The organism is Embleya sp. NPDC001921 (assembly GCF_053594475.1).
Map to the genome: position 1 here is coordinate 235998 of NZ_JBSFEO010000004.1, position 19227 is coordinate 255224.

19 protein-coding genes are annotated in these 19227 nt (G+C 71.7%); 17 read left to right on the forward strand and 2 right to left on the reverse strand.

Annotated features, from left to right (window positions below; translation table 11 throughout):
- Positions 1–22 precede the first annotated feature (22 nt).
- From dacB to ACWCPW_RS06445, 11 genes are all read left to right on the forward strand, one after another.
- Positions 23–1426: a D-alanyl-D-alanine carboxypeptidase/D-alanyl-D-alanine endopeptidase gene (gene dacB / locus ACWCPW_RS06395; protein ID WP_449760443.1), complete on the forward strand. Its 1404-nt coding sequence runs from the start codon at positions 23–25 to the stop codon at positions 1424–1426.
- A gap of 137 nt (positions 1427–1563) precedes the next feature.
- Complete coding sequence (locus ACWCPW_RS06400) at positions 1564–2721, forward strand: zinc-dependent metalloprotease (protein ID WP_449760444.1); 1158 nt, start codon at positions 1564–1566, stop codon at positions 2719–2721.
- 217 nt (positions 2722–2938) lie between these two features.
- The gene (gene tilS, locus ACWCPW_RS06405) at positions 2939–3919 is read left to right on the forward strand and encodes a tRNA lysidine(34) synthetase TilS (protein WP_449760445.1); all 981 of its coding nucleotides are present in this window, start codon (positions 2939–2941) and stop codon (positions 3917–3919) included.
- 46 nt (positions 3920–3965) lie between these two features.
- Positions 3966–4532, forward strand: a complete 567-nt coding sequence (gene hpt / locus ACWCPW_RS06410) for a hypoxanthine phosphoribosyltransferase (RefSeq protein WP_395866775.1) — start codon at positions 3966–3968, stop codon at positions 4530–4532.
- Positions 4533–4839: 307 nt separating this feature from the next.
- Positions 4840–6894 carry an ATP-dependent zinc metalloprotease FtsH gene (gene ftsH, locus ACWCPW_RS06415; RefSeq protein WP_449760446.1) on the forward strand — a complete coding sequence of 685 codons (2055 nt, stop codon included), beginning with the start codon at positions 4840–4842 and terminating at the stop codon, positions 6892–6894.
- A 2-nt stretch (positions 6895–6896) separates the two neighbouring features.
- Positions 6897–7502 (forward strand): GTP cyclohydrolase I FolE, encoded by a 606-nt coding sequence (folE, locus tag ACWCPW_RS06420; protein ID WP_020549572.1) that lies wholly within the window; start codon positions 6897–6899, stop codon positions 7500–7502.
- A 110-nt stretch (positions 7503–7612) separates the two neighbouring features.
- Positions 7613–8497 carry a dihydropteroate synthase gene (folP, locus tag ACWCPW_RS06425; protein WP_449760447.1) on the forward strand — a complete coding sequence of 295 codons (885 nt, stop codon included), beginning with the start codon at positions 7613–7615 and terminating at the stop codon, positions 8495–8497.
- Complete coding sequence (locus ACWCPW_RS06430; protein WP_078976561.1) at positions 8494–8958, forward strand: nuclear transport factor 2 family protein; 465 nt, start codon at positions 8494–8496, stop codon at positions 8956–8958. Before folP ends, ACWCPW_RS06430 begins: the two co-directional genes overlap by 4 nt.
- A gap of 191 nt (positions 8959–9149) precedes the next feature.
- Positions 9150–9512, forward strand: a complete 363-nt coding sequence (folB, locus tag ACWCPW_RS06435; RefSeq protein ID WP_026218007.1) for a dihydroneopterin aldolase — start codon at positions 9150–9152, stop codon at positions 9510–9512.
- Entirely contained in the window at positions 9509–10096 is a 588-nt protein-coding gene (folK, locus tag ACWCPW_RS06440; RefSeq protein WP_449760448.1) for a 2-amino-4-hydroxy-6-hydroxymethyldihydropteridine diphosphokinase, read from the forward strand. Before folB ends, folK begins: the two co-directional genes overlap by 4 nt.
- A complete protein-coding gene (locus ACWCPW_RS06445; protein ID WP_449760449.1) occupies positions 10093–10557 on the forward strand; it encodes a DUF3180 domain-containing protein in 465 nt (154 codons plus the stop codon). The genes folK and ACWCPW_RS06445 overlap by 4 nt, the downstream gene beginning before the upstream one ends.
- A 49-nt stretch (positions 10558–10606) precedes the next feature.
- Here the strand turns inward: ACWCPW_RS06445 and ACWCPW_RS06450 are convergent, their stop codons facing one another.
- On the reverse strand, positions 10607–11755 hold the full coding sequence (locus ACWCPW_RS06450) for an ABC transporter ATP-binding protein (RefSeq protein WP_449760450.1): 1149 nt from the start codon (positions 11753–11755) through the stop codon (positions 10607–10609).
- A 169-nt stretch (positions 11756–11924) separates the two neighbouring features.
- Between ACWCPW_RS06450 and ACWCPW_RS06455 the strand changes: the two genes are divergently transcribed.
- The 4 genes from ACWCPW_RS06455 to ACWCPW_RS06470 all read left to right on the forward strand — a co-directional run bounded on the left by ACWCPW_RS06455 (position 11925) and on the right by ACWCPW_RS06470 (position 16081).
- Positions 11925–12665, forward strand: a complete 741-nt coding sequence (locus tag ACWCPW_RS06455) for an ABC transporter permease (protein ID WP_449760535.1) — start codon at positions 11925–11927, stop codon at positions 12663–12665.
- On the forward strand, positions 12662–13336 hold the full coding sequence (locus ACWCPW_RS06460) for an ABC transporter permease (protein ID WP_449760451.1): 675 nt from the start codon (positions 12662–12664) through the stop codon (positions 13334–13336). The genes ACWCPW_RS06455 and ACWCPW_RS06460 overlap by 4 nt, the downstream gene beginning before the upstream one ends.
- A 50-nt stretch (positions 13337–13386) precedes the next feature.
- Positions 13387–14283, forward strand: coding sequence for an ABC transporter substrate-binding protein (locus ACWCPW_RS06465; protein ID WP_449760536.1), 897 nt, complete (start codon positions 13387–13389; stop codon positions 14281–14283).
- A 226-nt stretch (positions 14284–14509) separates the two neighbouring features.
- Positions 14510–16081, forward strand: a complete 1572-nt coding sequence (locus ACWCPW_RS06470) for a hypothetical protein (protein WP_449760452.1) — start codon at positions 14510–14512, stop codon at positions 16079–16081.
- Between the two features lie 55 nt (positions 16082–16136).
- Here the strand turns inward: ACWCPW_RS06470 and ACWCPW_RS06475 are convergent, their stop codons facing one another.
- Positions 16137–17288 carry an NADH-quinone oxidoreductase subunit D gene (locus tag ACWCPW_RS06475; RefSeq protein WP_449760453.1) on the reverse strand — a complete coding sequence of 384 codons (1152 nt, stop codon included), beginning with the start codon at positions 17286–17288 and terminating at the stop codon, positions 16137–16139.
- 70 nt (positions 17289–17358) lie between these two features.
- Here ACWCPW_RS06475 and ACWCPW_RS06480 point away from each other — a divergent pair, with 70 nt between their 5' ends.
- The gene (locus ACWCPW_RS06480; RefSeq protein ID WP_449760454.1) at positions 17359–17856 is read left to right on the forward strand and encodes a PH domain-containing protein; all 498 of its coding nucleotides are present in this window, start codon (positions 17359–17361) and stop codon (positions 17854–17856) included.
- The gene (locus ACWCPW_RS06485; protein ID WP_449760455.1) at positions 17853–19223 is read left to right on the forward strand and encodes a PH domain-containing protein; all 1371 of its coding nucleotides are present in this window, start codon (positions 17853–17855) and stop codon (positions 19221–19223) included. The genes ACWCPW_RS06480 and ACWCPW_RS06485 overlap by 4 nt, the downstream gene beginning before the upstream one ends.
- Positions 19224–19227: the final 4 nt, after the last annotated feature.

Genomic DNA, 19227 nt, shown 5'->3' on the forward strand with positions numbered 1-19227 from the left:
CGGCGGAAGGGGATGGTCTCGCGTGGCCGGCACCAGGAGCAAAGCGATCGCCGCGGTTGTGGCGGCCATCGTGCTGGCCGTGCTCGTGACGCTCGTGCACGGGTCGTGGAAGGGCGAACGCCTGGACCGGGCCGACGAGGACACCAAGCGGGTGGCGAGCGCCGCCGCGCCGCCGGTGCTCGCGCCGGTGTCCGGCGATGCCGCCGGCGCCACCCCGACCGAGGCCGGCATCCGGGCCGCGCTGGAGCCGTTGGCCAAGGCGACCGCGCTCGGCGCACCGCCCGCGGTCGCCGTGGTCGACGCGCTGACCGGGCGCGCGCTGTACGGCGCCAACCAGGAGCGCGCGGCGACGCCGGCGTCCACCACCAAGATCACCACGGCGGTGGCCGCGCTCACCGCGCCGGGCCCGAACCACCGGATCGCCACCCGGGTGGTGCCCGGCGCGACGCCGGGCACCATCGTGCTGGTCGGCGGCGGGGACCCGACGCTGACCGCGCTCGACGGCGGGCAGTTCGGCCCCGGCTACCGGCCCGCCCGGCTGTCCGACCTGGCGAGCGCGACCGCGGCCGCGCTCAAGGCGAGCGGCACCACGCAGGTCAAACTCCAGTACGACACCACGCTCTACACCGGCCCGGCGCTGCACGCGATCGGCGTCAACGAGAACATCGCGCCGGTGGTGTCGCTGATGGTCGACGAGGGCCGGGTGGACCCGACCGTGGTCGGCAAGGAGAGCAACCGGGTGGCCTCCCCGGGCATCGACGCCGCGAAGAAGTTCGCCGCCCAGCTCAAGACCGCGGGCATCACCGTCGACGGCGCGCCCGCCCCGGGCACCGCGCCCGCCGGCGGCGCGCCCGAACTCGCCTCGGTGCAGTCCCCGCCGCTGTCCGCGATGGTCGAGCAGATGTTGACGTTCAGCGACAACGACCTGGCCGAGGCGCTGCTGCGGCAGGTGGCGATCGCCAAGGGGCAGCCCGCGAGCTTCCAGGGCGGCACCGCCGCGGCGCGCCAGGTCCTGGAGGGCCTGGGCGTCCGCTACGGCGCGTCCAACCTCAAGGACGGCAGCGGCTTGGACAAGGAGGACAAGCTCACCCCGCAGACCCTCGTGCAGACCCTCGCGGTGGCCGCGTCCACGGCGCACCCCGAACTGCGCTGGGCGCTCACCGGCCTGCCCATCGCGGGCTTCACCGGCACCCTGACCGACCGGTACGGGGCCGGCAGCGGCTCCGCCGACGCGGCCGGCGTGGTCCGCGCCAAGACCGGCTCGCTGACCGGGGTCAGCACGCTGTCCGGCCTGGTCCGGGACAAGGACGGCCGACTGCTCGCGTTCGCGATCCTGGCCGACAGGTTCACCGGCGATCCCGACCCGGCCCGTGCGGCGATCGACCGAATGGCCGCCGCGCTGGCCGACTGCGGCTGCGCCGGCTGAATCGGGCCGGTCCCGGCGTTCGACCCGGTCCGCGCCGCCGGCCGACCCGCCTCGCGGATCCGCCGAATCCGCGATCCGCACAAGTCGCGGGCCCCGGTTCCTCTTTCGAGGCCGCGCCGAGCACGTACCGTGGCGGTATGACGAGCGGCAACGGTGCGGACATGATCGATTGGGACCTGGCCGTGGCGACGGCGAACCGGCTCGTGCGGCCGGGACCCGACGTCGGACGGGACGAGGCGCGGGCGGTCGTGGCGGAGCTGCGCGCGCACGCCAAGACGTCCGAGGGGCACGTACGGGCGTTCACGGGACTCGATTCGGGCGACAACGACACCCCGGTCCTGGTGGTGGACCGGCCGGGCTGGGCGCGCGCCAACGTGCAGGGCTTCCGGCATGTGCTGCGCCCGCTCCTGGACAAGGTGGAACAGCGCCGCGAGAGCATGCCGGGCGGTGCCGCGCTGGGCACCGTGGGCGGCAAGGTGACCGGCCTGGAACTGGGCACGCTGCTCGCGTTCCTGTCCTCGCGCGTGCTCGGCCAGTACGAGACCTTCGCGCCGCAGACCCCGGGCGCGAGCGGGCGCGGCCCCGGGCGGCTGCTCCTGGTCGCGCCCAACATCGTCCAGGTCGAGCGCGAGCTCGGGGTGGACCCGCACGACTTCCGGCTGTGGGTGTGCCTGCACGAGGAGACCCACCGGACCCAGTTCACCGCCGTGCCGTGGCTGCGCGACCACCTCGAACAGGAGATCCACGGCTTCCTGGGGCAGACCGAGGTCGACCCGTCGGCGGTGCTCGGCCGGCTGCGCGAGGCGGTCTCCACGTTCGCCGGCGCGCGCAGGGGCGGCGGTGAGGGCGACGGTGACGGCGGCTCGCTGGTCGAACTCGTGCAGACGCCGGAACAGCGCGAGATCCTGGGCCGGATCACCGCGGTGATGTCGCTCCTGGAGGGGCACGCCGACTTCGTGATGGACGGGGTCGGGCCGCGGGTGATCCCCACCGTGGCGGAGATCCGGGAGAAGTTCGCCGAGCGTCGCGCCCAGGGCACCGGGCGGCTCGACCAGGCACTGCGCAAGCTGCTGGGCATGGACGCCAAACTGCGCCAGTACCGCGACGGCGAGCGATTCGTGCGCGAGGTCGTCGGCCGGGTCGGCATGGAGGGCTTCAACCGGGTGTGGACCTCCCCGAACACGCTGCCCACCAAGGCCGAGGTGGCCGAACCGGGCACGTGGGTGGACCGGGTGCACGGCAAGGCCGGCGCCGCCGGGTCCGCCCCGACCGAGGGCCCCTCCGACCCCGCGTGAGCCGACGCGCGAGACCCGACGCGGCGCCGCCTTGGGCCGCGGCGGGCCGGCGGCGACCCGCCCGCCTCCTCATCCGGGCGACATCCGGTGGTGTCTGCGGCCCCGGGCGCTTCGGGTGACGTAGCGTGGGCAAACCAATTCTCTTCGGCATTTCTCGCGGAGGCCGCGACCTCCGCGAACCGGCCGAACCGGACGTGCAAGGAGGTGTCGTCGAGCCGTGGGACCCCATCCCGCCGTGGCCGCCACCAGGCTGGCCGTCCGCAAGACCCTGCGCGAGCTGCAACCGGGTGATCTCGTCCTGGTGGCCTGCAGTGGTGGCGCGGACTCGTTGGCGCTCGCAGCGGCCACCGCGTTCGAGGCCCCCCGCGCGGGTCTGCGCGCCGGAGCCATCACCGTCGACCACGGTCTCCAGGCCGGCTCCACCCGCCGGGCCGTGGACCTGGTCGCCCGGCTGCGCGACCTGGGCCTGGGCCCGGTCGACGCGCTCGGCGTCACCGTCGGCACCCGAGGCGGCCCCGAGGGCGCCGCGCGGCTGGCCCGCTACACCGCCCTGGACACCGCCGCCAAGACGCACGGCGCCGCGCTGGTGCTGCTCGGGCACACCCTGGAGGACCAGGCCGAGACCGTCCTGCTCGGGCTCGCCCGAGGCTCCGGCGCCCGCTCGCTCGCCGGCATGCCGCCGCTGACCGGCCACTACCAGCGCCCGTTCCTGGAGCTGGGCCGCGACATCACCCGCCAGGCGTGCGTCGCGCAGGACCTGCTGCCCTGGGAGGACCCGCACAACGCCGACCCGGCGTACACCAGGGCGCGGGTGCGGCACGAGGTGCTCCCGGTGCTGGAGAAGGCGCTCGGCCCCGGGGTGTCCGAGGCGCTGGCCCGCACCGCGCGACTGTTCCGCGACGACGCCGAGGCACTCGACCAGTGGGCCGACCGGGCCCAGGCGGACGTTACGCACGACGACGGGGAGCTGGAGGTCGCCGGGCTGGCCGAGCTGCCCGCGGCGGTGCGCCGCCGCGTGCTGCGCCGCACCGCCGTCGGCGCGGGCAGTCCCTCCGGCGCGTTGTTCGCCCGGCACGTGGAGGCGGTGGAGAAGCTGGTCATCTCGTGGCACGGCCAGGGGCCCATCCACTTGCCCGGGGGCGTCGAGATACGCAGGCGGTGTGGCAGGCTTCTCTTTCACCGGCCGGCTCAATCCTGACCGGTGACCGCGGGGCTCTGTCGAAAACTTCGTAGTAAGGCATGTGGTGGACGAGAAGGACATGGGCGCCGACCTCGAAAGGGTCCTCGTCACGCAGGAGGAGATCGAGGCGAAGCTCGTCGAGCTCGCCGAGCGGATCGACGAGGACTACCAGGGTCAGGACCTGCTGCTCGTCGGCGTGCTCAAGGGCGCCGTCATGGTCATGGCCGACCTCGCCCGGGCCGTGCACTCGCCGGTCAAGATGGACTGGATGGCGGTGTCGTCCTACGGCTCCGGCACCAAGTCCTCGGGCGTCGTGCGCATCCTCAAGGACCTCGACGCGGACATCGCCGGTCGGCACGTCCTGGTCGTCGAGGACATCATCGACTCGGGTCTGACCCTGTCGTGGATGCTCGCCAACCTCACCTCGCGGGGCCCCGCCTCGCTCGAGGTGTGCGCGTTCTTCCGCAAGCCGGAGGCCGCCAAGGTCGACATCCCGGTCAAGTACGTGGGCTTCGACATCCCCAACGAGTTCGTGGTGGGCTACGGCCTCGACTACGCCGAGCGCTACCGCAACCTGCCGTTCGTGGGCACACTGGCCGAGCACGTGTACGGCGGTTCGAAGCCGACCTGACCCGCTCGGGCGCATGGATCACGGCTTCGGGTTTGCGCGATCGACATCCTGTAACAGCATCCGGGAACAAGGGGAACGTTTCCCCTCGTTGGAGGGTGCGTCGGGGGTCGATCCACGAAGGCGCGCAACGTGAGTGAACGCGCGGCGCGTTGACGTGCGGACGCCCGGTGTACCGTCTAACGCAGTGACATCCGATCAGCACGGGCGACCGTGCCGGGCGATACCGGACAGGCAACGTACCCGGGGGCCATAAGGCGTCCGGGTCAAAAGTCGGCAGGAGGGACGGGGCGTCTGCTGCCCCGCATCGATGGACGTCAAGCGCTATTTCCGCGGGCCGGTCATGTGGATCGCGCTGGCCGTCATTGCTGTGATCCTCCTGATGCAGCTCGTCTCCTCTTCGAGCGGCTTCAAGGGTGTCGACACCGGCAAGGCGATCCAGGCGATCCAAAACGACCAGGTCAAGTCAGCCAAGCTCATCGGCGGTAACGACCAGTCACTCGAGCTCACCCTGATTCCCGGGGTGAAGATCGACAAGCACAACAAGATCAAGACCTCGTACATCGACGAGCAGGGCGTGGAGATCCAGCGCCTGCTCCAGTCCAAGTACGAGCAGGGCAAGATCCAGGACTCCTACACGGTCAAGCTCAGCAAGCAGAGCACGATCGTCAGCATCCTGTTCTCCCTGCTGCCGTTCGTGCTCATCGTCGTGGTCTTCCTGTTCCTGATGAATCAAATGCAGGGCGGCGGCTCCCGGGTCATGAACTTCGGGAAGTCCAAGGCCAAGCTGATCTCCAAGGACACGCCGAAGACGACCTTCGCCGACGTGGCCGGTGCGGACGAGGCGGTCGAGGAACTCCACGAGATCAAGGAGTTCCTCCAGGAGCCGGCCAAGTTCCAGGCGGTCGGCGCGAAGATCCCCAAGGGCGTGCTGCTCTACGGCCCGCCCGGAACCGGCAAGACCCTGCTCGCCCGCGCGGTCGCGGGTGAGGCCGGCGTGCCGTTCTACTCGATCTCCGGTTCGGACTTCGTCGAGATGTTCGTCGGTGTCGGTGCCTCCCGGGTGCGCGACCTGTTCGAGCAGGCCAAGGCCAACGCGCCGGCGATCGTCTTCGTCGACGAGATCGACGCGGTCGGCCGGCACCGCGGCGCGGGCATGGGCGGCGGTCACGACGAACGCGAGCAGACGCTCAACCAGCTCCTGGTCGAGATGGACGGCTTCGACGTCAAGGGCGGCGTGATCCTGATCGCGGCGACCAACCGGCCGGACATCCTGGACCCGGCGCTGCTGCGCCCGGGCCGCTTCGACCGGCAGATCGCGGTCGACCGTCCCGACATGCAGGGCCGCTGGGACATCCTCAAGGTGCACGCCAAGGGCAAGCCGGTCACCGAGGACATCGACCTCAAGGCGGTCGCCCGGCGTACCCCCGGGTTCACCGGTGCCGACCTCGCGAACGTGCTCAACGAGGCCGCGCTGCTGACCGCCCGCTCGGACGCCAAGCTGATCGACGCGAAGTCGATGGACGAGGCGATCGACCGGGTCGTGGCCGGGCCGCAGAAGCGCACCCGGATCATGAGCGACAAGGAAAAGAAGATCACCGCGTACCACGAGGGCGGCCACGCCCTGGTGGCCCACGCGCTGCCGAACACCGACCCGGTGCACAAGATCACGATCCTGTCCCGGGGCCGGGCGCTCGGCTACACGATGGTGTTGCCCGAAGAGGACAAGTACTCCACCACGCGCAACGAGATGCTCGACCAGCTCGCCTACATGATGGGCGGGCGCGCGGCGGAGGAGCTGGTCTTCCACGACCCGACCACGGGCGCCTCGAACGACATCGAGAAGGCCACCGGTCTGGCCCGCTCGATGGTCACGCAGTACGGCATGACCGAGCGCCTGGGCGCGATCAAGTTCGGCAACGACGGCGCCGAGCCGTTCCTGGGTCGTGAAATGGGTCACCAGCGCGACTACTCCGAAGAAGTCGCGGCTATCGTCGACGAAGAGGTCAAAAGGTTCATCGAGACCGCCCACAACGAAGCGTGGGAGATTCTCGTCGAGAACCGTGACGTGCTGGACAACCTGGTGCTGGAGCTGCTGGAGAAGGAGACCCTGGACAAGGCCCAGGTCGCCGAGATCTTCGCACCGGTCACCAAGCGCCCGGCCCGTCCCGCGTGGACGGGTTCCAGCCGGCGTCAGCCGTCCAGCCGTCCTCCCGTGATGACGCCCCGCGAGCTCACGCTCTCCGGTGGCGGCAGCGACAATGGGATTCTCAACGGTGGCCCGACCTCTGCGACGGGCACCACGACGGGGTCCGGTGGGGCGGTAGCGCACCCCGAACCACCGTCCGATTCTCCGGAGAACTGAACGTGACGATCGACCCGGTCACCTTCGACGGTCGTGCCGTGGGTGAGTTCGACCAGGATCGCGCCGAGCGCGCGGTTCGGGAGCTGTTGCTCGCGGTCGGGGAGAACCCCGACCGCGAGGGTCTCAAGGACACCCCGGCCCGTGTGGCCAGGTCGTATCAGGAGATCTTCGCGGGGCTGCGGCAGGATCCCGAGGACGTGCTCACCACGACCTTCGACCTCGGCCACGACGAGATGGTCCTGGTCAAGGACATCGAGGTCTACAGCACGTGCGAGCACCACCTCGTGACCTTCCACGGGGTGGCGCACGTGGGGTACATCCCGTCGGAGGACGGTCAGATCACCGGCCTCTCCAAGCTCGCGCGCCTGGTGGACGTCTACGCCAAGCGTCCGCAGGTGCAGGAGCGGCTGACCACGCAGATCGCCGACGCGCTGGTGAACATCCTGCGTCCGCGCGGGGTGATCGTGGTCGTCGAGTGCGAGCACCTGTGCATGACGATGCGCGGTATACGCAAGCCGGGGGCGCGCACCCTCACCTCCGCCGTGCGCGGCCAGTTGCTGAACGCCGCCACACGGGCCGAGGCGATGAGCCTGATCCTGAGCCGGTAGCGCGGCTTTACGGCGCACGGTCGCGGGGCGGCGAGGCGCCGATAACAAGTCACGACGCAGTACTTGGGGGTTGACCGGGCAGCGCCCGGTCAACCCCTACTCTGTTCCCCATGACAGCGACGACCGGCCCGCGACATCGGGCTCCCGACCGCCCACCAGGGGTGCGCGGCCTGCCCGAGTTCGGCCGGTGCGCGGTCATGGGCGTGGTCAATGTGACCCCCGATTCGTTCTCCGACGGCGGCCTGTGGTTCGACTCGAAGGCCGCGATCACCCGCGGACTCGCGTTGCTGGACCAGGGGGCCGACCTGATCGACGTGGGCGGCGAGTCGACCCGGCCCGGGGCCGGTCGGGTGGATGTGGACGAGGAATTGCGCCGGGTCGTGCCGGTGGTGCGCGAGTTGGCCGCGGCCGGTGCGGTGGTCAGCGTGGACACCACCCGGGTCGAGGTCGCGAGCGCCGCCGTCGAGGCCGGCGCGCGACTGGTCAACGACGTCAGCGGCGGGCTCGCGGATCCGGCGATGGCCGCGTACGTGGCCGACAGCGGGGTGCCCGTGGTGGTCATGCACTGGCGCGGGCACTCGCGCGGGATGCAGCGGCACGCGGTCTACGCCGACGTGGTCGCCGAGGTGCGCACCGAGTTGGCCGAGCGGATGGAGAAGGTGATCGCGGCCGGCGTCCACCCGGAGGCGATCGTGCTCGACCCGGGCCTGGGCTTCGCCAAGACGGCCGAGCACAACTGGCCGTTGCTCGCCCACCTGGACGCGCTGCACGAACTCGGCCGCCCGCTGCTGGTGGCCGCGTCCCGCAAGACCTTCCTGGGGCGGCTGCTCGCCGCCGAGGACGGCACACTGCGCCCGCCCCGCGGGCGCGACGACGCGACGGCCGCGGTCTCCGCGCTGGCCGCCGCCGCGGGCGCGTGGGCCGTCCGTGTGCACGAGGTGCCCGCTTCGCTCGACGCGGTCAAGGTGGCGGCTGCCTGGCAGGAGGCCCGATGAACCCGATTGACGACCAGACGTCGCCCGAGGCGGACGCGGTACGCGAGGTCAACCTCGCGCTGTGGACGGCCGTCGAGGAGGGCGACATCGACGCCCTCGGCGCGATCTGGGCCGACGGCGCCGACGCGCCGAGCGTGACCTGCGTACATCCGGGCTGGCCCGCGCTGCACGGACGCGCGGAGATCCTGCGCTCGTACGCGCTGATCATGGCCAACACCGCGTACGTGCAGTTCTTCCTGACCGACGTCGAGGTCAAGCTGGCCGGCGAGGTCGCGGTGTTGTCCTGCACCGCGAACATGCTCACCGGGATGGCCGAGGAGGACGGCGGCGACGAGACCGGGTTCGCGGGCGGCCGCGCGGTGGTCACCAACGTCTTCCGGCGCACCCCCGCGGGTTGGCGGTTGTGGCTGCACCACGCCTCCCCGGTGATGGCGGAGGTCGACGCCGAAGAGGAGATCTGACCGGTCTTCGGCGTGTTCGCGCGTCGTTCTTGCCCGCTTGGGGCACCCGGACGACGAAACCTGTCGGGACCGCTGGGTACATTCGTACCGCACAGAGGTGGTCCGGCCGTCGGCGCGACCGCCCCTCGACAGGTCCGACCGACCGTTCGGGGTGCGCAGGGATGGGATACGCGCCGAGGAGGCGACTGATGCTGGACCGCGTCTCGCTGCGGGGGTTGAAGGCCCGCGGCAACCATGGAGTGTTCGCGAAGGAACGCGAAGAGGGCCAGACCTTCGTGGTCGACGTCGTGCTCGGGGTGGACACCCGTCCGGCCGCGCGGTCCGACGACCTCACGCTCACGGTCCACTACGGCGAGGTCGCCGAGGATGTGGTCGGCGTCGTCCAGGGCGACCCGGTCGACCTGATCGAGACGCTCGCGCAGCGGATCGCCGACGTGTGCCTGGCCCGCCCGCTGGTGCAGGAGGTGGAAGTGATCGTGCACAAGCCCGACGCCCCGATCACCGTCCCGTTCGACGATGTGACCGTGACCATCGTGCGGGGGCGGGATCGATGACCGACACCGCCCGGGAACCGGTCCGCGAGCCGGTCCCGGAAACACCCGCCGAGACCACCGCGCAGCGTGCGCGACTCACCTGGAGCCGGGTCGTGCTCGCCCTCGGCAGCAACCTGGGCAACCGCCTGGAGACCCTCCAGGGCGCCATCGACGAGATCGCCGACACGCCGGGCGTGACGCTGCTGCGGGTGTCCCCGGTCTACGAGACCGATCCGGTGGGCGGCCCCGAGCAGGGCACCTACTTCAACGCCGTCGTCGAGGTGCGCACGCTGCTGAGCCCGGACCTGATCCTGGAGCGGGTCAACTCGATCGAGGAGGCCTTCCAACGGGTCCGGGTCGAACGCTGGGGGCCGCGCACGCTGGACGTGGACGTGATCCGGTTCGAGGGTGTGGTGCAGGACGACCCGCGGCTGACCCTGCCGCATCCGCGCGCGTACGAGCGCTCGTTCGTGCTCGCGCCCTGGTACGACATCGACCCCGAGGCGGACCTGCCGGGCCACGGCCCGATCGCCGACCTGCTCGCGCGGATGGGCCTCGACGGGGTGCATCGCCGTGACGACCTGGAGTTGACCGCAGACCGATGAAGCCCACGCGCCCGCTCGTCCTGCTCGCCCTCGCGTTGGGGGCGGGCGGCCTCGCGTATGCCGGGATCGACCTGTGGGACTCGCGCGGCACACCGCCCGTGGTCCCGATCCTGGCCCCGATCGTGCTGCTGTGCCTGGCCGTGATCGCGTTGGCGACCGCGCTGTCGTTGCGCTCGCGGCTCAAGGCCCAGCGCGAGCGCCGACCGTCCGCGCGTCCGGTGGATCCGCTGCTCGCCGCCCGGGCGGTGGTCTTCGCCAAGGCCGGTGCGCTGGTCGGCGCGCTGGTGGTGGGCCTGTACGGCGGCTACGCGCTCTACCTGACCGGCTTCTTGGAGGTCACCGAGCGCTCGGCCCAGGCCCAGCGCTGTGCCTTCGCGGTGGGCGCGGGGGTGCTGCTGGTCGGCGCGTGCCTGTTCCTGGAGCGCATACTGCGCGTCCCCGAGGACCCCGAGGACAAGTGAACCCGCGCCCGCTCGGCGGGCGCGGGCCGGACGTCGGCCCGAGGCCGGGTCAGCCCTCGATGGTGTCCAGCACCACGTCGGCCAACGGGATGTCCCGCTCCTCGGCTCCGATCGAGCGCCGCAACGCCTCGTGCAGCCGCGCCGGCGTGAGCACGCCCACGAAGCGGTCGCCGTCCACCACCGCGATCCACCCGGCGTCGTGCTGGAGCATCTCGCCGAACGCCTGCTTGAGCGACGCGCGCACCGGCACCCAGGCCTCCATCCGCCGAGCCCGGTCGCGCACCGTGCCGCCGACCGCGCGATCGTCGACCCAGCCGTGCAGGTTGCCCTCGTCGTCGAGCACCACGGCCCAGCGCGAGTCGGCCGCGCGCAGCTTCGCGAGCGCCTGTGACATCGGGTCGTCCAGGCGCACGACCGGCGGCAGTTCGAGGTCCTCGGGGGTGATCTCGGTCACCGACAGGCGCTTGAGGCCCCGGTCGGCGCCGACGAAGTCGCCGACGTAGTCGTTGGCCGGCGCGCCCAGCACGCTGGAGGGCGTGTCGAACTGCTCGATGTGGCCGCCCATCGAGAAGACCGCCATCCGGTCGCCGAGCCGGACCGCCTCCTCGATGTCGTGCGTGACGAACAACACGGTCTTCTTCAACTCGCCCTGGAGCCGGAGGAACTCGTTCTGCAGGCGCTCGCGGACCACCGGGTCCACCGCGCCGAACGGCTCGTCCATCAGCAGCACGGGCGGATCGGCCGCGAGCGCGCGCGCCACCCCGACCCGCTGGCGCTGGCCACCGGAGAGCTGGTGCGGGTAGCGGTCGCCGAGTCCGGCCGGGTCCAGGCCGACCAGTTCGAGCAGTTCGGCGCCGCGCGCCCGCGCCTTCCTGCGATCCCAGCCCAGCAGGCTGGGCACGGTGACCGTGTTCTCCAGCACGGTGCGGTGCGGGAACAGCCCGCCGGACTGGATCACGTAGCCCATCCGCCGCCGCAGCTTGACCGGATCGGCCCGGGTGATGTCCTCGTCGTCCAGGAAGATCCGCCCGGACGTGGGCTCGATCAGCCGGTTGACCATCTTCATCGTGGTGGTCTTGCCGCAGCCGGACGGGCCGACCAGGGTGACCAGCTCGCCCGTGGCGACCTCGAGGGACAGTTCCGCGACCGCCTCGGTGCCGTCGGGGTACCGCTTGGTGACGCGGTCGAGCCGGATCATGGGGACCCTCCGGGGGCATGGCAGGCGATCATGACAGGTGTCCGGAGCCCCGGATGTAACCCGGCCCCCAGGGGTGGCACCGTACCCGGGCGCCTCCCCTCACACACCGGGTGTGTCCGCCGTCACGGGAGTGTCCGTCGGAGCGCTGGGGTAGGGTCCGCCCGTGATTGTGGCCTCCGGTGACTGCCTGAAGCGCAACTCGTGGGTCTGCGGGAAGTACTTCGACGAGTACTCCGGGGAGATCACCACCGCGTTGCGCGAACACGTCTATCTGACCGTCGTCTCCGTGGCGATCGGTCTGCTCGTCGCGTTCCCGATGGCCCTGGCGGCCCGTCGGTGGCGACTGACCGGCAGCGTGCTGCTCGGCTCGACCACGATTTTGTACACGATTCCCTCGCTCGCGATGTTCGCAATCCTCCAGCCGTTCACCGGCCTGACCGAGACGACGGTCATCATCGGCCTGGTGTTGTACTCGCTGACCATCCTGGTGCGGAACATGCTGGCCGGTCTGCGGTCGGTGCCGCCGGACGTGGTGGAGTCGGCGAAGGGCATGGGGTACGGGCCCGGGCGGCTGCTGTTCCAGGTCGAACTGCCGCTCGCGCTGCCCGCGATCATGGCCGGCGTACGGGTCGCCACGGTGTCCACCGTCGCGCTCACCACGGTCGGTGCGATCGTGGGCTCCGGCGGGTTGGGCAATCTGATCTACGCGGGCATCGACACGCTCTTCAAGGCGCAGGTGCTGACCGCGTCGGTGTTGTGCGTCGCGCTGGCGGTCGCGGCCGACCTGCTGTTGCTGGGGGTACAACGGCTGTTGACCCCGTGGGAGCGGGCGGGCGGGCGCAAGCGGCGGCTGCCGTCGGTGTCCGAGCCGCCCGCCGAGGTCGACGTGCGAGCGGGGGCGGCGGCGTGAACGTGCTCGGGGACGCCTGGGACTGGTTGGCCGACGGCGCGAACTGGAGCGGCGAGAGCGGGGTGTGGAATCGGCTCACCGAGCACATCGTGCTCACCGTGGTGTGCGTGCTGATCGCGGTCGCGATCGCGTTGCCCGTCGCGCTGTGGCTGGGTCATCTGGGCAAGGGCGGCGCGTTGGCGATCAACATCTCCAACATCGGGCGCGCGATCCCGACGTTCGCGGTGCTGGTGCTGCTCGGGCTGAGCCCGATCGGCATGGGCGACACCGCGACGATCATCGCGCTCGTGCTGTTCGCGATCCCGCCGGTGCTCACCAACGCGTACGTCGGCATGCGCCAGGTGGACCGGGATGTGGTCGAGGCGTCGCGTGGCATGGGCATGACGGGCGGCCAGATGTTGTTCCGCGTCGAACTGCCGCTGGCACTTCCGTTGATCATGACGGGAATTCGAACGTGTGCCGTGCAGGTTGTTGCCACGGCAACACTCGCGGCACTTGTCGCGGGGGGCGGTCTCGGGCGCATCGTCACGGCCGGTTTCAACCTGCAGGACAACGGCCAGGTGGTGGCGGGGGCGATCCTCGTGGCCGCGCTGGCTCTGGTGGTGGAGGGCCTGTTCGCGCTCGTGCAGCGGTTCACGGCCCGGACGCCGCGTGGCGGTGTGACCTCGTGAGAACGGAAAGGGCGGTGCATCGCGTGCTTATGCGGCGCGGCAAGACGGGCATGACGGTCGGCGTGGCGGCAGGGCTTTCCCTGGTCTTCCTGGTGGGCGCGACCGGGTGTTCCTCCTCGGACGACGACAAGACGGTCGTCGGTTCGGCCGGATTCACCGAGTCCGAGATCCTGGCGCAGATGTACAAACAGTTGCTCGACAAGGGCGGGGTGAAGGCGAGCATCAAGACGGTCAAGAACCGTGAGCTCTACGAACCCGAGCTGGAGAAGGGCAAGATCGCGGTCGTGCCGGAGTACGCGGCGACGATGGCGGAGTTCCTGAACCGGAAGAAGAACGGCCCGGACGCCGCGCCGGTGGCCTCCTCGGACGTCGCAGCGACGGTGGCCGCGCTGAACACGCTGGCCGGCCCCGCCGGGCTCAAGTCCGGTACGCCGTCGCAGGCGGTGGACCAGAACGCGTTCGCGGTGACCAAGGACTTCGCCGCCAAGTACAACCTGAAGACCCTCTCCGATCTGGCCAAGGCCGGCGTCGAGGTGAAGATAGCGGCGGGCGAGGAGTGCAAGACGCGCCCGTTCTGCGCCCCGGGCCTGGAGAAGACGTACGGCATCAAGGTGGGCGCGGTGGACCCGCTCGGCGTCGGCACCACCGCCGCCAAGCAGGCGGTCAAGGACGGCAAGGACCAACTGGTCCTGACCACTTCGACGGACGCGACGCTCGACCGGTTCGGTCTGGTCGTCCTCACGGACGACAAGAAGCTGCAAAACGCCGACAACGTTATCCCGGTGGTCAATTCGGGCAAGGCCGACAAGATTCTGCCGCTGGTCGACAAACTCGGTGCCGTCCTCACCACCGAGGACCTGACCGCACTGAACAAGCAGGTCGACGAGGACCGCAAGAAGCCGGCGGATGTGGCCAAGGCCTACTTGAAGTCCAAGAACCTGATCTGATCCACGCGGCGAATTCCGCGATATCGGGGCAACGCTCGACGCCGGCCGGGCAGTTCAATTGTCCGGCCGGCGTTCGAGGCCGATTCGACCGAAGGCCGGGGCCCATTCCGCCCGGCGGGCGTTCGAGGCCGACCCGGCCAAGTTCCTCCCACGGAAAGCAAAAAACCCGCACCAACGGCAACCCCCGCACCAAGATGAACGCCGTATGCGCGCTAACGTCTGCTGCATGCCACGTGGACGCCATCGCTCGGTCTCGACCGCCACACGCATATCCCTGCTTGCCGCCATATGCGCGCCGGCGCTCGTCGCCGTCGTCCTGGCGGTCGTCGCGGGAGGTGCGACCACACTTCGAATCGCCGTGCTGCTCGGTGTGTCCTCCGCCGCCGGCGCCCTCGCGTGGGTGGTTCGCGGAAGCACCGCACACCACCGGCGGTCGGCCGAGGAGGCCATCGCGCGGCGTCGGGAGCGGGAACGCATGGCCGACGAGCTACGCGCGGCGATCGAGCGGGCCGGCGAGCACGAGCTCGCCCTGGCACGGGCCGGCGCATCGGCCGCCGCCCACCTGGTGTCGCGTCCGCTGCCGTTGACCCCGGATCTGTTCGCGCGCGGCGCGGCGGTCCTGGACCTGCTGGACCGCCGAGCGGGCGAGGCGCGTCCGACGGCTCCGTCCATCGTTCCGGCGGTACGCCGCCCACCCGTGTCCTCGCCGGACCTGGTTCCGGCCTACGCGGCCTCGGTGTTCGGCCCTTCCGCGCGACCGCGGCCCGCCGAGCCGACGCACGCGCCGCGGGCACCGCACGCACCGCAGGCGCCGGTACGCGAGCCGGTACGCGCCGAGGAGCGCCGCACGCCCGAGGTGCGGCCGAGCCCGACGCGCGCCGCCGAGAAGCCGCGCGACGCCGCGCCGACGGTGCGCGAGCCGGTGCCGACCGTGCGCCCCGTCGCGCCGATCGAAACGGCCCCGGGCGCCGCGGCCCCCGAGCCCATCCCGGTACGCCCCTCCGCTCCGCTCGCGCCGGAGACCGCGCCGGCCGCCGTCACGCGGCCCGCCGCGCCGATCGCGCCGCCCACCGAGCTCACCCGGACCGCCGAGCGCGCGCTCGAGGCGCCGGCCGAATCCGAGGTCGCCGCCGAGGCGCCCGCGACGGAGGGCGCCCCCACCCGCTCCGCGAGCGCACCCGTCGCCGCCGCGCCCGCGCCGACCGAGGCGCCCGCGCCCGCCGAGGCGAGTGGCCCCGCCGGCGCGGCGACCGTCGAGGCGACCGAGGCCGCACCCGTCGCCGCTTCGCCCGCGCCGGCCGAGGCGGCGGAGTCGGCCGACTCCGAGACCGCCGAGGTCACCCGGATGGTGCGGGACAAGGTGCTGGAGGTGACCCGCCGCGTGGCCGACTCCGGCGCGTCCGGCCGGTTCGACTTCTTCGCGCCGCGTGCCGCCCTGGCCGAGCCCGAGGCGACCGGCTTCCTGACCGACGAACTGTTCGGCTCCGACGCGCGCTACGACGCGCTCGTCGCCGGCCGCCCGCACGAGGACGGGATCGAGCCGGCCGAGGCGACCTCGGCCCCGGACCCGGTCGAGGACGACATCGAGGCGGATCGGCTCGCCGACCCGGTGCGCGCCGAGGAGGCTCCCGCCGCACAGCCGGCTCCGGTGCACCGCGGTCACGGCGTACGGTTCGCGCCCGACGAGTCCGACCCGAGCCGTCCGGACGTGCCGCGGCCCAAGCCGCTGCCGGTGGACCTCACCGCGCACGACGACACCGAGGAGATCCCCCGGATCGACGTCCGCAAGCACGCCTGACCCGGCCGGCGCCCGCGGGGCTTGCCCCGGGAGCGCCGGCCGGTGCCCCGGGGGGTCACTTGTCGACGTCGCCCACGACGAAGAAGAGCGACCCCAGGATCGCCACCATGTCCGCGATCAGGCAGCCCGGCAGCAGCTCGGTCAGCACCTGCACGTTGTTGTAGGACGCCGAGCGCAGCTTGAGCCGCCACGGGGTCTTCTCGCCGCGCGAGACCAGGTAGTAGCCGTTGAGGCCGAGCGGGTTCTCGGTCCACGCGTAGGTGTGGCCCTCGGGCGCCTTGAGCACCTTGGGCAGCCGCAGGTTCACCGGACCCTGCGGGAGCCGGTCGAGCCGGTCGCAGCACGCGTCGGCCAGGTCCAGGCTCACGTGTACCTGCTCCAGCAGGCACTCGAACCGGGCCAGGCAGTCGCCCTCCTCGCGGGTGACCACGCGCAGCACGTCGGCCAGCTCGCCGTAGGCCAGGTACGGCTCGTCCCGGCGCAGGTCGAAGTCGACCCCGGAGGCCCGCGCGATCGGCCCGCTGACCCCGTACGCCGCCACCAGGGCCGGCGACAACACGCCCACGCCCCGGGTGCGGGCGCGGAAGATCTCGTTGCCGGAGACCAGGGCGTCCAGACCCGCCAACCGGGTGCGCACGGTCGCCACGGCATGCCGTACCCGCCCCGTCCAGCCCGCCGGCAGATCCTCCTTGAGCCCGCCGACCCGGTTGAACATGAAGTGCATCCGGCCGCCGGAGATCTCCTCCATCACCGCCTGGATCTCCTCACGCTCGCGGAACGCGTGGAAGATCGGGGTGATCGCGCCCAGCTCCAGCGGATACGAGCCGAGGAACATCAGATGGTTGAGCACCCGGTTCAGCTCGGCGAGCAGGGTCCGCGCCCATACCGCGCGCTGCGGCACCTCCATGCCCAGCATGCGCTCCACGGCGAGCACCACGCCCAGCTCGTTCGCGAACGCGCTCAACCAGTCGTGCCGGTTGGCCAGCATCACGATCTGCCGGTAGTCGCGTACCTCGAAGAGCTTCTCCGCGCCGCGATGCATGTAGCCCACGATCGGCTCGGCGGAGACGATCCGCTCGCCGTCGAGTACGAGTCGCAGCCTCAGCACGCCGTGCGTGGAGGGGTGTTGGGGCCCGATGTTGAGCACCATGTCGGTCGTGTCGAGCTGGTCGGCGCCGATACCCACGCCCACGGTCCTGGCGGTCATGGACCCTGAGTCTGCCAGTAGTGGTGTGCTCCTTCGCACCCTTGTATGCCCACCTGGGAAGGTTGCCCGTATGAAACCGGCCGATGACGCCCTGGCTCCGCCCGATCTCGACTGGCGCGCCGTCTCGGAACAGCTCTACCGCATGCGCCGTGCCCTGCTGATCGGCGCCTGCGCGCTGCTCGCCCTCGTCGGTGGGGGCCTGCTGGCGTGGCTCGTCGTGTGGTGGGCCGGCGCGGTGCTCGCGCTCGCCTGGGTCGGGGTCGCCGCCTGGGGTCTCCCGGCGATCCGGCGCAACCAGCGCTCGTGGCGCTACGCGGAGCGGGCCGACGACCTGCTGATCGCGCACGGCGTGCAGTTTCGCCGCCTGGTCGTGGTGCCGTACGGGCGGATGCAGTTCGTGGACGTCGAGGCGGGTCCGCTGGAGCGCCGGTTCGGCATCGCCACGGTGACCCTGCACACCGCCTCGGCCTCCTCGGACGCGGTCGTGCGCGGCCTGCCGCCGGCCGAGGCCGCGCGGCTGCGCGACCGGCTCGCGGCGCTCGGCGAGGCCCGATCGGCGGGGCTGTGAGTACCGGGGTCGAGCAGCCGGTCGAGCGCCCCGGCGAACCGCGCCGCCTGCACCCGCTGACCCCGCCCGCGCGCGGCTGGGTGGTGATCGCGGCCTGCCTGGGCGTGGTGGTCCACAACATCAACTCGGGGTGGGCGACTCCCGGCCGCCTGATGATCGGGCTGGGCGTGGTGGTGCCGCTCGCGTTCGGATACGGATACGTCTCGTGGTGGTTCACCACGTTCCGGATCGAGGGCGACGACCTGCGGTTGGACTCCGGCGTGTTGTTCCGGCGCACCCGGCACGTGCGGTTGTCCCGGCTCCAGGCGGTCGACATCGTCCGGCCGCTGGCCGCCCGGCTGTTCGGTCTCGCCGAGCTTCAACTCCAGGTGGCCGGCGGGGACCGGGCCGAGGCGAGCCTGTCCTACCTGGGCGAGGCGGACGCCCAGCGGCTGCGCGCCGAACTGCTCGCGCGCGCCGCGGGGGTGCGCCCGGACGTGGGGGAGGCGCCCGAACAGACGCTGGTGTCGGTGCCGCTGTCGGCGGTGGTCGGCTCGGTGCTGCTGTCGGTGGGCACCTGGGCCGCGCTCGCGCCCAGCGTGGCGGTGGTGGTGCTGGCCTTCGCGCTGCACGCGCCCGCGTTCGTGTTCGGCTCGGTGCCGCTGTTCCTGGCCGCGTGGCAGTTCACCGCGGGACGGGTGATCCGGAACTTCGACTTCACCGTGGCCGGTTCGCCGGACGGTCTGCGGCTGCGGCACGGCCTGCTCGAACAGCGGCACCAGACGGTCCCTCCGGGCCGGGTCCAGGCGGTGCGGATCGTGCAGCCGTGGTTGTGGCGGCTGCGCGGGTGGGTGCGGGTCGAGATCAACGTGGCCGGCTACGGCGGCAAGGACGCGGACGCCAAGGAGACGATCCTGCTGCCGGTCGCGCCCCGCGCGGTCGCGCACGGCCTGCTCGGGCAGGTCCTGCCGGGTGTGCGCGTCGACACGATCGAGCTGATCCCGGCCCCGCGCCGGGCCCGCTGGCACGACCCGGTCGGCTGGTCGGCGTACGCCTACGGCGCGGACGCCGAGGTCTTCGTGGCCCGCAGTGGCCGGTTCCACCGGATCCTGGACGTGATCCCGCACGCGAAGGTGCAGAGCGTACGGCGGACCCAGGGGCCGTGGGAGCGCCGGCTCGGCCTGGCCAGCGTGCACCTGGATTCCACGCCCGGTCCGGTGCACGTCAAGGCGGCCCGACGGGACGCGGCCGAGGCGCACACGATGGTCGCCGAACAGGCCGAGCGCTCGCGCGTCGGACGCCGCGGGGCGGGCGCGGAACGCTGGATCCACAACGCATCTGACAGTTCGTCAGGTTCCGCCTCTTCCCTCGGCGAGGGCGCCGGTTAATATC